The organism is Bombilactobacillus mellis (genome assembly GCF_000967245.1).
GTDB lineage: Bacteria > Bacillota > Bacilli > Lactobacillales > Lactobacillaceae > Bombilactobacillus > Bombilactobacillus mellis.
Genome location: NZ_KQ033877.1, coordinates 461,634 through 476,832, shown reverse-complemented (window position 1 = coordinate 476,832; position 15,199 = coordinate 461,634). Strand labels below are relative to the sequence as shown.

Here is a 15,199-nt window from a genome sequence, read left to right as displayed (position 1 = left end):
ATTGTTAATAGTTCAAGGCCGGAACATTTCCCGCAGTTTCGGTGGGGAAAGCCTTTTTCAAAATGTTAATTTTCAAATTTCCGATCAAACACGTATTGGTTTAGTGGGACCTAACGGAGCCGGAAAATCTACGCTTTTAAAAATAATTACTCAAGAAAATGAACCCAATACTGGTAAAATGATTTATAAAAATAATTTAAGTATTGGCTATTTAGAACAATCTCCCCATTTTCACTCTGGTAATACACTTTATGAAGAAATGGCTCAGGTCTTCAGTTACCTACAAGCAGATGAACAACGCCTCCATCAATTAGAACAAGAAATCACACAACAAGCTGAGCAGGCTGCTACTGCTGATTATCAACATTTATTAAAGCAATACGATCAGTTACAAACCAAATTCAAAAATGAAAATGGCTATGGCTACCGAGCGGAAATTCGTTCGGTTTTAGCTGGTTTTGACTTTAATGAAAAAAGAATGGAAGAACCTGCCCAAAATTTATCTGGTGGGGAACAATCACGCCTAGCTTTTGCCAAATTATTACTGGAAAAACATGATTTATTAGTCTTAGATGAACCAACCAATCATTTAGATATTGAAACTTTAAACTGGTTAGAAAAATATTTACAAACCTACTCAGGAGCCTTATTAATTGTTTCGCATGATCAATATTTTTTAGATCATACGGTCACTGAAATTTATGCCTTGGAAAACGGAACCCTCAACCACTATCAAGGTAATTATACTCAGTACTTACAGCAACGTGATAAAAATTTATCCTTGGCTTGGAAGGCTTATGAAAAGCAACAGGAACAAATCAAAAAAACCAAAGATTTTATCCAAAAAAATATTGTTCGTGCTTCCACTACTAAGCAGGCTCAAAGCCGCAGGAAACAGTTAGATAAAATGGAACTACTAAAACGTCCCAAAACTGCCAACCCCCAAGTTCATTTTCAATTTACGCCGGCACGGATGAGCGGTAATGATGTTTTAAAGGTTAGTCATTTACAAACCGGTTATCAGAATCAGTCTTTAAACCAAGATATTACCTTTAACTTAAATAAACAAGATCGACTCGGTATTATTGGACCTAATGGCGTTGGTAAATCTACACTCATTAAAACTCTTATTCAGCAAATTAATCCTATCAGCGGCAGCATTCAATGGGGAACTAATGTTGATATCGGCTACTATGATCAAACTTTAAATCAATTAAATTCCCAAAAAGATGTTCTGCATGAAATTTGGGATGAACATCCCACAATGGATGAAAAAGATATTCGTAATGTCCTTGGTTCTTTTTTATTTCAGGCTGATGATGTTTATAATACTGTTCAAGCTCTTTCCGGTGGCGAAAAGGCCCGACTGACACTCTGCAAATTATCTTTAGAACATGATAATTTATTAATTATGGATGAGCCTACCAACCATTTGGATATTCAAAGCAAAGAAGTCTTAGAAACTGCATTACATGAATTTTTAGGTACGGTACTTTTTGTTTCACATGATCGTTACTTATTAAATAAAATTTCTACTAAAATTTTGGAATTACAGCCTCAGACAAGTACTATTTATTTGGGCAATTATGATTATTATATAGCCAAAAAGGCTGAAAATGAGGCTTTAGCCACCACTAATGCTGCTCAAGCCACAGAAAATTTGGATACCACAGGCAGCAAAGGCAACCAAAATTACGAGCAAGCTAAGGCTCAACAGCGGGCGGAACGTAAAAAACAACGGCAAATTACTCATCTAGAGCAAAAAATTGATGACTATGAAGCACAAATAGCCCAACTTAATCAAGAAATGACCTTACCTGAAAATCTTGCAAGCTATACAAAATTACAAGACCTCCAATCCCAGATTGATCAGATCAACGCACAAAAAAAGACCGCCGAAGATCAGTGGGCGGATCTTATCGAATAATTTGTCATAATAAAATTAAATTTAGAATTTAGTAAAAGCAGTCCCAGTTTATTCAGAAAAATTTAATAATTTTCAATAAAACTTGCAGCTAGCGAGCCACTGGTTAATTTACTCCCAGTGGCTTAAATTTAACCTCTTTCAAAACAATAAATTTTTATAAACAGTTATTGTTCTTGTAAATAGGCAAAGTCCAAACTAGGATCTGCATTCAAAGTCAAGTCACTAAATTGTTGCTTTTGATATTTAATATAAGCAAAAGCTCCAATCATAGCTGCATTATCACCACATAAACGTAATGGCGGAAAAATCACTTCTAATTGGGAGCCAAACTCCTGCTGTATACTGGTTCGCAAACCATTATTAGCGGCCACACCGCCGGCAACAATCAATTGCTGACTAGGATATTGTTCTAGGGCCCAACGAGTTTTAGTTGTTAAAATCTCTACTACATCTTTTTGAAAACTAGTAGCAATATCTTTTTTGTTCAGTGTTTTCCCCACTTGTTGGGCGTGATGTAAGGTATTAATCACTGCACTTTTAATACCGCTAAAACTGAAATCCAAATTATGCTCTTCAAGCATTGCCCGCGGAAACTCAAAAGTATCTTGTCCTTCATGAGCCCATTGGTCAATGGTTTTTCCTGCAGGATAATTAATTCCCAGCATGCGCCCCACTTTATCAAATGCTTCTCCGACTGCATCATCACGGGTATCACCTAAAATGGTAAATTCACCGGGTTCTGAAACTTGCACTAATTCAGTATGCCCTCCGGAAACTACCAGCGCCATAGCAGGATACTTTAACGGTTTTACTAAATTAGCTGCATAAATGTGTCCTGCTAAATGATTAACACCAATTAACGGCAAATTATGAGCCCAACTAATAGTTTTAGCAGCCATTAAGCCAATTAATAAAGAACCTACGAGTCCAGGACCATAAGTAACAGCTACTGCTGCTAAATCTTGATACCCTACAGCAGCAGTTTTTAAGGCTAAATCAGTGCAACGAATAATTTGTTGAACATGATGACGACTTGCAACCTCAGGCACTACCCCGCCAAAACGTTGGTGACTTTTAATCTGAGTAGCAATAATATTAGCCAATACTTCGGTACCATTTTTTACAACTGCGACGCTTGTTTCATCACAACTGCTTTCAAAAGCTAAAATTATAACATCTTTTGCCATTTTTTCTCCTTAAACATCCTCCACATAATTAATTGAAGAAGCCTGTGGATGTTTTTTCACCCAAACAGCTTCAGCTTGTGTTTGCCGTAAATAAATCGGACTAAAAGCATTCAAATCGGCTGTGGGCTGTGCTTTGAGACCCAATTCAACTAAAGAACTTGCCTGTGGCTGCGCTCCATGAACGATTATATTGTGCTGAGGTAAAACTGTTTGAATCATATTTTGATAATTCGCCATCCCCGTGCCTAAAAAAGTAATTGGTTGCGAATATTTTTTTAATTGATCTAATAGTACTTTCATACTCCAGTGCTGGTCTGCAACTACATTAATTAAATTATCATTTTCGTCTATTTGATAAACACCAGCAAAAACATTTTGATTACGGGCATCAAAAAAGGGTACTACCAAGCCGGTAAAATGATGAATATTTCGAGCCAAAACTGCCAAACTGGAAATCCCTACCAACTCTTTATTTAAGGTCCAAGCCAACATTTTAGCCGTAGTAACTGCAATCCGCACACCCGTAAACGAACCAGGTCCTTGGGCAACTACAACTCGATCAATCATTGTCGGTTGCCAATGTGCCTTTTTAGTTACCAAATCAATTGCCGGTAATAAATTGGTACTATGAGAGTTTTTTTGTAGATCACTAGTCTGGGCGATAATTTCATGATCTTGAGCAGTTGCCACCACTAGCGGTGTATTAGAAGTATCTATTACTAATAAATTCATAACATTTCTCCTTATTTCCTTTCATATTTTAGCATAATAACTTGATAATAAAACTTTAACCAATAAAAAAAGAGCTTGCGCTCTCTTATCTGTAATTACTTAAGCATAATGATGATAATGCAACCATTTGAATATTATTACCAAAATGGTTGTCTGAATAGGAATAAACACTAACTCCTTGCCTAGACGCAGCCAAAATAGTGTTTGAAAACTCATCTGACTAAGAATACTAACCCACCAAGTATTTAGTATTAAGTTAACTATTACAACTGCTATAACAGTTGTTAACAATAATCGGCTCATTGTAGGCTTTTTTTGATAAAGCAGAAACCCATAAATCAAACCCGTGACGACCGCAGACAAAGTAAATCCCCAAAAGAAAACTCCATCCGGAAATAAAAAATTAGTGACAACATCGCTTATCAAGCCAACTAACATTGATTTCCAAGGTCCAAAATAATAACCAATTAAGGCACTGGCAATAAAACCGAAACCAACTTTCAAAAAACTGGGGCCTACATGAACTCGCCCTAAAACCATTTGTAAGGCCAACAAAATAGCTAACCAGGTGATTTCCATAGTCTTGTTCATTGATTGTATTTTATTCATTTTCAGCATCTCCTCAGTGGAGCTGCCACTAATCGTGGCGAATGCGGCAATAAAATCGCGAAATTAAAATTAAGTAACAATCATTCTTAATTTTCTTTCTTCATCCGGTGTTCACATTCCGTTCCACCAGTGCTTAACGCTTTAAAGCCTACTCCAGATTTTTAACAATGTCACCACCATATCACAAATAGCTGAAGAAGTGGTAAAATCAGCTTATCCTTTCAAGGAGGAATAATAATTGAAAAAAAGAATTTTGATTTTGCACACTGGCGGCACCATTTCCATGTCTGAAGACTCCAGTGGCAAAGTTAAACCTAATGAACAAAATCCGCTTACTGAGCTACCTTTACCACTAAGCCATAATCTGGAATTAGTAACAGAAGAAATTTTTAATGTGCCTTCACCGCATATGGATCCCCCACATATGCTCAAGTTAAGTTTAAGACTCCGTCAAGCACAAAAAGAAGGCTTTTTTGGCGCAGTAGTTACTCATGGTACTGACACTTTAGAAGAAACCGCCTTGTTCTTAGATCTTACTTTAGATCAGAAAATGCCGGTAGTAGTCACCGGTGCAATGCGTTCTTCTAATGAAATTGGCAGCGATGGTCTTTATAATTTTAAGTCGGCAATCATGGTTGCTAGTGCTGCTGCTTCAATTGATAAAGGAGTAGTTGTAGTGATGAATGATGAAATTCACGCTGCTCGTTTTGTCACTAAAACCCATACCACCAATGTAGCCACTTTTCGGACACCTACGTTTGGTCCAATTGGGATTATTTCGGACAATCATGTAGTATATGTACAAGACACTATTTCCGAAAAATGTTTACCCATTAACAAAATTAATGATCACGTTTATCTTATTAAAGCTTATGCAGGAATGGATGGTACTATTCTGGCTGCTCTGGATAAAGATTCCACTCAGGGAATCGTTATTGAAGCTTTAGGAGCTGGCAATCTGCCACCGCAAACTCTCCCAGCTCTCCAACAATTATTACACCATCAAATTCCTGTTATTTTGGTATCACGTTGCTTTAATGGCATTGCCGAACCAGTTTATGATTATGAAGGTGGTGGTGTTAATCTTCAAAAAATGGGAGTTATTTTTTGTCGGGGTCTTAATGGACAAAAAGCTCGCATTAAGTTATTAGTAGGTTTAAGTGCAGGACTTTCTGGAACAAAGCTGGCTCATTATATTAATTCTTAAACTAAGAACTGATCATATCCACATATCTTTTTAAAAGATAAATTTATAATGGATTACATCCCGCTTAGCAATTGTAGTTAAGAGTAAAATTTCTGGATAGTATTTTAAAAAAATTCCTTTGATTATAAATAGTCAAAGGAATTTTTTTAATTGATAAAACTATTTGATCACGTGCATATGACCATCGTTTATTTTGTATAATTTATCCACATATTTTTCTAAACGTAAATCATGCGTTACGACAATAATTGCCTTTGCAGTCGCATGGGCCAAATTGCGAAAAGTTTCCATCACTGAAAATGCTCTTGCAGAATCTAAAGCAGCTGTGGGTTCATCTGCAAGGATAATTTCCGGATTAGCATACAAAGCTCGGGCAATGGCAACCCGTTGTTGTTGTCCTCCGGAAAGATCAGCTGGATATTTATTTAACAACGAATCAATTTGTAAATGCTGAATTATTTGCTGAAATTGATTGTGGGGCATGTTCCTAGTCTTTTTAACATGATTTACCAGTTCAAATTGTTCTTTTACTGTTAAATAGGGAACTAAGTTGTATGCTTGCAAAACAAACCCAATTTTATTTAAACGTAATTGTTCACGTTTTGTAACAGATAAATGAGAATAATCCTGGCCCGCAACTGTTATTACACCCGAAGTAGGAGTTAGTAACCCTCCGGCAATTTCTAAAAAGGTGCTTTTCCCAGATCCTGAAGGACCTACCACGCCTACTAATTGACCCAAATCAGCCTGAAAGTCAACATCTTTTAAGGCCTGCACTAAACTTAAATCATGACCATAAATTTTATTTATTTTTTGCATAATTATCGCTGCCATTAATTGCCTCCGATCATGGTGACAGGATCAATTTTTTTAATTGTCCAAACCGGAATTAATGCTCCTAAAATGGACATGAACAACAAAGCAATTGCTGCTTGTGATAATAGTGAATAATTAAACGTGATTGGGACTGCAGGTGGTAAAACTAATTTGGTAATGACAGTTAAAATTATCCCGCAAATTAAACCACTCACTGTCATTAATAAAGCCTGTACGATAGTATTTTTAATCAGATAATTAGTAGGAATTCCTTGAGCCTTCAAAACGGCAAATACAGGCAATTTTTGAATTGTCAAAATATAAAGAAAAATCGCGATAACAATTAGCATAATAATCATTAGAAAGCCTATCATAAATTCGAAAGTTAAGATTTGAGCCCGATAACCCGGCAGTTTTTTAATAAATTCGGCAATAGATAGTTTTTCTAAAGTAGAATTTGCACGAATGGGATAATTATTTTTTAAAACCACCGCACTACAATTTGCTACTCGATTATTCCCAAACTTGAGTCTTTGCCAAGTAAATAAAGAAGTATAAATTACGGGGGAAACACTTAACTGGGCTCCCTTGATAAAACCTACAATTTTCACCGCCGGTTTATCAGCTGCAATTTTTAACTGATCGCCTACATGATAGCCTTTATTTTGTAAACTGCTATCAACAACAGCCTCAAAATTATGTCTAAATTTATGACCAGAGCTTATTCTCATTTCTTGATAAATAAATTGATTTTTTCTAATTCCTAAAAGTTCAGCCCCTACCTTAACATGTGCCGCCTTATTTATTGTCACCGGCATTTCTCCTAGAGAACTTGTTAAACTGGATTTTACTAACGGCTGAACTTGATTACTAGTTAAAGTAGACTTGGTTAAGGAGCCGTCGGCGGCCGCATTTAAAACAATATTATCTGCCTGCCAAGTATCAATCACTTGCCGATTGGCAGCCGCTAAGCCAGTGGCCAAACTGGTTAAAATAAAGATTAAATAGCTGATTAACATAATCATAAAAATGATTAAACCATAATGCAGCTTATTATGCTGGATTTCCTTAATTGCCAAAAACATATTGAGCCTCTTTTCTTGTTTCAATTATTGTAACTATTGTTTAAAACAAGAAGTACTTTTGCGTTGTTTCAGCAAACCCTTTTTACATAAAATCTTTTTTAGTTTGGATAACAACCCTTAATTTCAGCAAATATTTACTTAATTTTAAAAGGATTTATCATAAATATTTTAGCTTTTTTTCAATTCAGATAACACTTTTTAATCCTACAAATAATTAAAATAAAAACTGAACCAGATCATCAAAGATCAGCTCAGTTGAATTTAAATTTATAATAATTTCAAAAATATAGAAGCAATAATGATTGAAGCTACCGAAACTGTTGCAAAACCGCCAACTAACATTTTCGGCATCATATGTTTCAAAAGGTAATTTTCTTCTTCTTTATTGGTAGCTACCTCATGAGAAATTTCTGAGGTTAAAATATAATCTGCGGGATAGCCAAACAATGAAGTTAAAGAACAAGCATAAGCCATTTGCCAGCTCATTTTAAAAGGTTTGGCTAATAAACTAGAAGCAATAAACATCCCCAATAAACCTAAAACGATTAAGACAATAATTTGCAGTACGATTCCTCCCATTTGTTTTGGAGTCGTAATACTTAGCTGTGCAAAGATATACGCCAACAGACCATAAATCAGCCAATTATAAACGCCGGCTTTATTTAAAATATTAGTTTCCAAAAAGCCGCATTGGTGAGCCAAGACACCAAAAATAAGACAAATCACATTAGAATTAATAGCGCCATTAGTCCAACTGGCAACCCAATTACTTAAAAGCGCAATCAGAGCAACCTTAACCAGTGCAAAAGCCGCAGTATGATATTGGGAAGGCAGTTTGGCAAAGATATCTTGAACTTTACCTTCACCACTTGCTGCATTGTTCTGCAAAAGATCTCTTTGTGCAGCCGGTAACTGCTGATATTCGGTAGCTAAACGATGACCTTCTTTTTTTAGTAGCCAGGAAGTTAAAGGATAGCCCACTAAGGAATGAAGCACAAACATAGACACCGGCAAGGCTACCAAATACTGAATTCCCTGAGCCTTCAGGCCGTTAGACATTAACAAGGCAGAAACCAATCCTCCTGTTAATGGGGGGATCGCAGCTACGACAGTATGCCAATTAAAAATCCAAGTACCAACTGTTAGAGTTAAAACTAAAGTCCCTACGACTCCTAACAAAGCAATGCAAACAGCCCGCCATTGTTGTAAAAGTTCCTTAAGACTCATTAATGTCCCTAAATGGACCAACAAGAGTCCAATACAAATAGAACTGAAATTAGTACCAAAGGAAGCTGAGGCAACAATATTTTTGGGCATAATTGTCCAAAAGCCTAAAACAAACAAAACTGCGGTAACAAAAACCGATGGAATATAGGCGTGTGAAATCGAAGACACCCATTCACCAACCATCATAAACACCATAACTACTAAAAATGACATTATAAATTGCAAACTATCTACCTCTTTTTCTTTGGTTATTAATTAAAAAAAATTAATGTAATGATACAAATTATTCTCACAATAGTCAACTTTTTTTCAAGGTTATTGACATTGGTTTTAAACATCACTATGATAATAATATTCTATTAAAAAACCCTAATATAAGGAGATCACTTAATGACAACTACGTTATATTCCAATTTTTCATTGTTTGATGGTCAACAGCCCCAACTAAAGAAGCAATCTTGGATGCAAGTTAATGATCAAACAGGAAAGATAATTGATATTGGTAACCAAAACCCGCCGACAGCGGATCAGCAAGTTGATTTAGAAGGAAAATATGTCACACCTGGCTTAATTAATTGTCATACCCATATTACAATGGATCCTGCTACAGGAGATGGCGACACCACAGCTAATGTCATCGAATCCACAGTACGGGCAGTGCTTAATTTGCATACCTTGTTAAAATCAGGAGTTACTTATATCCGCGAATGCGGCAGCAGTTACGATATTGATATTACTTTAAGTCAGTTAATTGCTAAGGGGATGCTCACCCAAGTGCCGGAAATCTTGCCTTCAGGTCGCCCTTACTCTATGACCGGCGGCCATGGAGATTTCCCTAATTTTGGTCATTTAGTGGATTCACCTGACGAAATGCGCAAAGCCGTCCGTCAAGGCCAAAAAATTGGCGCCAAAGCCATCAAAGTTATGGCCACAGGTGGCGTCATGACAAAAAATGATTTTATGAATGATCCGCAATTAAGCGTTGCCGAAATTACCGCGGCTGTAGAAGAAGCTCATCATAAAGGCAATATCGTTGCCGCTCACGCCGAAGGCAATCCTGGTATTTTCAATGCCATTAAAGCTGGTGTGGATTCGATCGAACATGGTTTCTATGTTAATGATGAAGAAATTGACCTGATGTTACAACAGGGAACTTATTTAACTCCGACAATTGTTGCTGATTGGGCAATTCCTAAATTTGGCCAAGGTATCTTACCAGACTGGGAAATTAAAAAAGCCGCTGATGCTTTGGATGATCTTCTAAAAAATATTGTGCACGCCCAAAAGCGCGGTGTAGCCATTACTTTAGGTACTGATGCTGGCACACCCTTTAATGACTTCTCCATGACTCCAGTCGAATTACAATTAATGGTAGAACATGGTTTCAGCGCTTATGAGGCACTGGCTACCTCTTCGCAAAATTCAGCACGACTAATGCAGATTGATGACCAATATGGAACTTTAGAAGCCGGAAAATTTGCTGACTTTTTAGTTTTAGACAATGATCCTCTGGCTGAGATTAAAGCCTTACAACAAACAGACAAAGCCGTTTATAAAAAAGGGCAGCGAGCTTATTAAGGAGAATTTTATGCAAGATAAATCTTGGTTGAAGTTGATTCCGCAACAAGAGATGATAGAATGGCGGCGTCACTTTCATGAATATCCAGAATTATCATTTAAAGAATTTAAAACTAGTGCTTATATCAGTCAAATACTGCAATCATTTGGCGGAATTGAAATTTCACACCCTACACCTACCAGTGTTTTAGGTACTATTGAAGGCGAATATCCTGGTAAGAAAATTCTTCTGCGGGCTGATATTGATGCTTTGCCCGTTGCCGAAGAAACAAACCTGCCTTTTGCTTCTAAAAATTCGAACATTATGCAAGCCTGTGGTCATGATACTCATACAGCAATCTTATTAGCTACTACTAAAGTTCTTAATCAGCTCCGCTCACAGTTACACGGTACAGTACAAGTGATTTTTCAACATGCAGAAGAACAAGTTCCGGGTGGTGCTCAAGCAATCGTAAATAGTGGACAATTACAGAATATTGATGCTGTTTTGGGATTACACATTATGAACGGTTTTAAAACTGGTATCATTAACGTGGTTCTGGACGGTCCTGCCACTACTGGCGCTGATGCTTTTGAAGTAACTATTCAGGGTAAAGGCAGCCATGGGTCAATGCCCCAAACCGGCATCGATCCGATTACAGTAGGAACCGAAATTATCAATCAATTACACACTGTTACTTCGCGGTTTACACCCCCTAAAGAACTCAATGTTGTAACTGTCGGCGAATTTCAGTCAGGAAATGCTGTTAATGTGTTACCAGACACTGCCTTTTTAGGTGGAACTGTACGTACAGTTAATGAGGAAACTAGACAGTCAATTGCTCGCAGGATCAAAGAAATTATTCATAATACTTGTGCTACTTACGGGGCAACCTATGATTTAAATTATCAGTTTGCCTATGCGGCAGTTATTAATGATCCACACCTGAGCAAATTGGTAAAAGCCAGTGCATTAGAAGTTCTCCCTGAGCAGATGGTACCTGAGGGAATAATGATGAGTGGAAGTGAAGATTTTTCTGCTTATAGCCAACTGGCCCCTACTTGTTTCTTTTTATTAGGCGGTGGTGATGAAGCTGAAGGTTATCCTTATTCTAATCACAGTCCCAAATTTATGATTAATGAAAAAGCTCTAATCAATGGTGTCAAAACTGAAATCGCCAGCGTTTTAAATTTTTTAAAAAATTAAAAAGAAAACCGCGGAAATCATTTTCCACGGTTTTTTATTTTCTAAAATATAGAACTTTTCTTTATTTTCCAACAATCTTCTGTGCAATTTATACTTAAATATCTGTCAGATGCCTTTTATTTTTATACTTGGTCTTATATAAAAAATATAAACTTACTAATAATAACAGCAGACCATCTAAAAGCACACTAATCAAACTACCCTCAATACCAAACTCACCCCCATTAATCAGCGGCTTAGCTGGCAGAGGAACAGAATGGAAAATAATAGCCACTGTCTCTTCTCCAGAAACTGAGGAGCCAAAAATTACTCCCTCAGCAAAATTCCAAGCTGCATGAAAAGCCCCAACAAACCATAAACTTTGCGTTTTTAGTCTAATAATAGACATCGCCAAGGCAAAAAACAAAAGACCACATGCAGGCAGCCAGTTAAAACCAGCATTAGCCATATGCAACATCATAAATAAGAGTGAATTTATCCAGATAGCAGTTTTCGACAAATTGGCTTCTAAGAGCCGGTCCATAACATAACAGCGACACAGCAGTTCTTCAAACATACTTTGCACCATAAATCTGATTAAAAATAAGCAAAACCAGACGCTATTGTCCCAATTAAAAATATATTTAACATAAACCCTTTATTCAGCACTGCTATTAGCCAAACCATAGTAAACCAAAATAAACCGATCATAAAGCCCCAACAGTACTATTGCCAGAGGTTTTTAGGAGAAAAGCAATAATTTGTGAACGCTGCTTATATCGCCAAATCATTAACCCACTTCAAATAATAATTCGAAGACCATCACTGACCAGCCTAAGTGTTTTCTAAGATCTATCCAAGGTAGGATAAAAACGGATATCGATTTCTGAAATTATTACCCCAAAAATAGCTATTAAAATTGTCCCAAAATGATTTTACAATTAACACCTAATTGTTTGGCTTTCATAATTATTACCTAATCACAATAACGCCATTTTTTATCCAGCAAAATTCGAGCAATAAATAATCCTAATGGAATAAACATAATAATCATGGCTGCTTTACAAAGCCACAAGGCTCCAATTCCAATAGCATTAATTCCAATATTATATACCCCACGATAAATGTATAATCCCGGAATCATAATCACAATTGCCGGAACCGTTAAAGAAATACGAGGATAGCCATGTTTTTTATTAACTACAGAAGCTAAAATACCAGTGACAAAAGACCCCACAAAAGCTGCTGCTCCAGCGGGAATATTAGTCAAATCAACTAATTCTAAGCGTAAAGTATTACCCAAAGCACCTAAAACTCCAGCAGCAAAGGCCATCTTTCGTGGACTATTAAACATGACTGAAAAACCATATACCCCACAAAAACTGGCAGGTAAACGTAATAACATCATTAATAACGGACTCAAGGGTAAAGGTAAAAAATTTTGCGGTCGTAAATGTACCATTAGCGCCACTAGCCAACCAACCAAAGTGGCCGTAATAATAATCATTAAAGCATAGCTCAAACGTTCCAAGCCGGATTTCATATCTAATTTAGACATATCCAGCATGCTGGTAATAAAGGGAAAACCCGGAATTACGAATAACATCGCCCCAATATATCCAGCCTCATGTTGCGAAGAAACGCCAAAAGCCAAATTTAAAAACTTAAAGAAAAATAAGTATGATAGACAAGCTGCCGCAACACTAACCGAAATATCAGCTAATAAGGTAATTCTTTGAGTGGCCATTAATTTACGGATTAAGTTACCAATACCGGCCCCAACAAAACAACAAAGCATCTCAATCGGCCCGCCGCCTAATAAAAATACAAAGGAGCTACAAGCTAATGCCGCTGCTAAAGCAGCTTGGAAAATAGTATAATTACCAGACTGATGTTGAATCTTATCCAGCTGTATATGAATTTGGCGAATGGTCAAATGCTGGCATTCTTTGGGAAATTTTTTGACAAATTTTTCCATAATCCCCAATTTATCTGTATTTACACCGCTTTTAGCTATTGTTAAAACTCGAGAATGACTATAATTTTGACTAAAACATGTATAAGAAATAGTTAATAATCCTACTTCGGCTGAGCAGGTTAAATTTAAAGAACGTGCCACAATATTCATGGCATCGCGCACTCGCCAAGCACCTGTGCCGCAAGCTAAAAGCATAATACCAACGCGTCCTACCACTCCGGAACGTTCTGCCAGACTAGCCTCAGTAGCGCAAATAGTGTCATCACTGATAAAATCTTTCCAATGAATGGTCATATGATGCTTTTGGGATAAACGTAGTCGCGTTGCTGGTTTTTGTTCAACCGTCAACTTCTGATTCCTCCTAATAATAGTGTCCAGCAACTATCTTAGCATTTTCGCTCCAGCAATTTCAAAATTCTTTCATAACTGGCCAATATAAATCATTATTGTTGTTAAATTAAAATTAGCTTTCATTGATTAGCATAATCAGCACTAAAAAGCTAAATAATGCGAGTTATTACTTTTTTGAATAAGATCTTATAAAAAGAAAGTATTTTATAATTAGTCGTTAGAGTTCTATAATGAAAAATAATTGTAAGGAGGTTAATCAATGAATAAACATCAAGATTATTTATTAAATCAAATTTCGAGTCCTCAAGATTTGAAAATGCTGAACCTTACCGACTTAGAAAAATTAGCAGCGGAAATACGTACGTTAATTTTAGAAAAAGACGCAGTCACAGGCGGTCATTTGGGACCGGATTTAGGTATTGTAGAAGCAACCATTGCCTATCATTATGTCTTTAATGCACCTCAAGATAAAATAATTTGGGATGTTTCTCATCAAACCTATCCTCATAAAATGCTTACAGGAAGAGCTCAAGCTTGGCTTGATTCTGAACATTATCAAGATGTTTCCCCTTATTCTAGTCCTGATGAAAGTCCTTACGATTATTACACCGTTGGTCATACTTCAACTTCTATTGCTTTAGCAACTGGAATGGCTAAAGCCCGTGATCTAAGCGGCGGTCATGAAAATATCATGGCTTTAATTGGTGACGGTTCTCTGACAGGCGGCTTAGCCTATGAAGGGTTAAATAACGCGGCAATTGAAAAACATAATTTGGTAATCGTCATTAACGATAATCAATGGTCCATTGACCAAAATGTGGGCGGTTTAGTTACTGCCTTAAAAAAACTCCGAGATTCTAACGGTCAAACTGCTGAAAATCCCTTTACCGCTTTGGGCTTTGATTACCGTTATGTTGCTGAGGGTAACAATATTAAATCTCTGATTGAAGCTTTTCGCGCAGTCAAAGATGTAGATCATCCCATAGTGTTGCATATTAATACCCTTAAGGGTAAAGGCTATCAACCAGCGATCGCCGAAGAAGAAGCTCATCATTGGGTAGCACCTTTTGATTTAACTAACGATCAGCCTCTCCAAAAAAATCCTGCTACCCCAACCGTAAATTCCGTTATTTTGGATGTTATCACCCAACAGATTAAGAATGGAAAACAAGTTATGGCCATTGATGCTGCTATTCCAGGCGTTTTTGACCTAGAAAATTTCAAAAAAGACTACCCTGATAATTACACTGATGTCGGAATTGCCGAGCAAGAATCTATAGCCTTTGCGGCTGGTTTTGCCAAAGAAGGCGGCATTCCAATTCTTTTAGAAAATTCAA

At 36.8% G+C, this 15,199-nt stretch carries 13 protein-coding genes and 1 riboswitch; of the genes, 5 read left to right on the top strand and 8 right to left on the bottom strand.

Annotated features, from left to right (window positions below; genetic code table 11):
• Position 1: 1 nt before the first annotated feature.
• Positions 2–1,927: an ABC-F family ATP-binding cassette domain-containing protein gene (locus tag JG29_RS02255; RefSeq protein WP_045922324.1), complete on the top strand. Its 1,926-nt coding sequence runs from the start codon at positions 2–4 to the stop codon at positions 1,925–1,927.
• 164 nt (positions 1,928–2,091) lie between these two features.
• Here the strand turns inward: JG29_RS02255 and tsaD are convergent, their stop codons facing one another.
• The 3 genes from tsaD to JG29_RS02240 form a co-directional block, all read right to left on the bottom strand.
• On the bottom strand, positions 2,092–3,114 hold the full coding sequence (gene tsaD / locus JG29_RS02250) for a tRNA (adenosine(37)-N6)-threonylcarbamoyltransferase complex transferase subunit TsaD (protein ID WP_045922323.1): 1,023 nt from the start codon (positions 3,112–3,114) through the stop codon (positions 2,092–2,094).
• A 9-nt stretch (positions 3,115–3,123) separates the two neighbouring features.
• Complete coding sequence (gene tsaB / locus JG29_RS02245; RefSeq protein ID WP_045922322.1) at positions 3,124–3,846, bottom strand: tRNA (adenosine(37)-N6)-threonylcarbamoyltransferase complex dimerization subunit type 1 TsaB; 723 nt, start codon at positions 3,844–3,846, stop codon at positions 3,124–3,126.
• Between the two features lie 99 nt (positions 3,847–3,945).
• Positions 3,946–4,455 carry a folate family ECF transporter S component gene (locus JG29_RS02240; RefSeq protein WP_045922321.1) on the bottom strand — a complete coding sequence of 170 codons (510 nt, stop codon included), beginning with the start codon at positions 4,453–4,455 and terminating at the stop codon, positions 3,946–3,948.
• Positions 4,456–4,488: 33 nt separating this feature from the next.
• Positions 4,489–4,613: riboswitch (THF riboswitch) on the bottom strand.
• Positions 4,614–4,693: 80 nt separating this feature from the next.
• On the opposite strand from JG29_RS02240, the gene JG29_RS02235 reads away from it, so the two are divergent.
• Positions 4,694–5,662: an asparaginase gene (locus tag JG29_RS02235; protein ID WP_084232497.1), complete on the top strand. Its 969-nt coding sequence runs from the start codon at positions 4,694–4,696 to the stop codon at positions 5,660–5,662.
• A 159-nt stretch (positions 5,663–5,821) separates the two neighbouring features.
• Here JG29_RS02235 and JG29_RS02230 read toward each other — a convergent pair whose 3' ends face one another.
• From JG29_RS02230 to JG29_RS02220, 3 genes are all read right to left on the bottom strand, one after another.
• Positions 5,822–6,496: an ABC transporter ATP-binding protein gene (locus JG29_RS02230; protein WP_045922320.1), complete on the bottom strand. Its 675-nt coding sequence runs from the start codon at positions 6,494–6,496 to the stop codon at positions 5,822–5,824.
• Positions 6,496–7,563, bottom strand: a complete 1,068-nt coding sequence (locus JG29_RS02225; RefSeq protein ID WP_045922319.1) for an ABC transporter permease — start codon at positions 7,561–7,563, stop codon at positions 6,496–6,498. The genes JG29_RS02230 and JG29_RS02225 overlap by 1 nt, the downstream gene beginning before the upstream one ends.
• 267 nt (positions 7,564–7,830) lie before the next feature.
• Positions 7,831–9,015 carry a hypothetical protein gene (locus JG29_RS02220; RefSeq protein WP_045922318.1) on the bottom strand — a complete coding sequence of 395 codons (1,185 nt, stop codon included), beginning with the start codon at positions 9,013–9,015 and terminating at the stop codon, positions 7,831–7,833.
• A gap of 165 nt (positions 9,016–9,180) precedes the next feature.
• On the opposite strand from JG29_RS02220, the gene JG29_RS02215 reads away from it, so the two are divergent.
• A complete protein-coding gene (locus tag JG29_RS02215) occupies positions 9,181–10,368 on the top strand; it encodes a metal-dependent hydrolase family protein (RefSeq protein WP_045922317.1) in 1,188 nt (395 codons plus the stop codon).
• A 10-nt stretch (positions 10,369–10,378) separates the two neighbouring features.
• Positions 10,379–11,554, top strand: a complete 1,176-nt coding sequence (locus tag JG29_RS02210) for an amidohydrolase (RefSeq protein ID WP_045922316.1) — start codon at positions 10,379–10,381, stop codon at positions 11,552–11,554.
• A 94-nt stretch (positions 11,555–11,648) separates the two neighbouring features.
• Here JG29_RS02210 and JG29_RS02205 read toward each other — a convergent pair whose 3' ends face one another.
• Both JG29_RS02205 and JG29_RS02200 read right to left on the bottom strand, forming a co-directional pair.
• A complete protein-coding gene (locus JG29_RS02205; protein ID WP_345787370.1) occupies positions 11,649–12,173 on the bottom strand; it encodes a CPBP family intramembrane glutamic endopeptidase in 525 nt (174 codons plus the stop codon).
• 336 nt (positions 12,174–12,509) lie between these two features.
• Positions 12,510–13,805 (bottom strand): threonine/serine exporter family protein, encoded by a 1,296-nt coding sequence (locus tag JG29_RS02200; RefSeq protein ID WP_045922708.1) that lies wholly within the window; start codon positions 13,803–13,805, stop codon positions 12,510–12,512.
• Positions 13,806–14,121: 316 nt separating this feature from the next.
• On the opposite strand from JG29_RS02200, the gene JG29_RS02195 reads away from it, so the two are divergent.
• Positions 14,122–15,199: 1-deoxy-D-xylulose-5-phosphate synthase (locus JG29_RS02195; protein ID WP_045922315.1), on the top strand; the 1,078-nt coding region annotated here is incomplete at its 3' end.

Bases quoted from the DNA above. Each gene is read 5' to 3' on its own strand.
- tsaD (WP_045922323.1), bottom strand. From the start codon at position 3,114: ATGGCAAAAGATGTTATAATTTTAGCTTTTGAAAGCAGTTGTGATGAA.
- tsaB (WP_045922322.1), bottom strand. From the start codon at position 3,846: ATGAATTTATTAGTAATAGATACTTCTAATACACCGCTAGTGGTGGCA.
- JG29_RS02240 (WP_045922321.1), bottom strand. From the start codon at position 4,455: ATGAATAAAATACAATCAATGAACAAGACTATGGAAATCACCTGGTTA.
- JG29_RS02230 (WP_045922320.1), bottom strand. From the start codon at position 6,496: ATGGCAGCGATAATTATGCAAAAAATAAATAAAATTTATGGTCATGAT.
- JG29_RS02225 (WP_045922319.1), bottom strand. From the start codon at position 7,563: ATGTTTTTGGCAATTAAGGAAATCCAGCATAATAAGCTGCATTATGGT.
- JG29_RS02215 (WP_045922317.1), top strand. From the start codon at position 9,181: ATGACAACTACGTTATATTCCAATTTTTCATTGTTTGATGGTCAACAG.
- JG29_RS02210 (WP_045922316.1), top strand. From the start codon at position 10,379: ATGCAAGATAAATCTTGGTTGAAGTTGATTCCGCAACAAGAGATGATA.
- JG29_RS02200 (WP_045922708.1), bottom strand. From the start codon at position 13,805: ATGACCATTCATTGGAAAGATTTTATCAGTGATGACACTATTTGCGCT.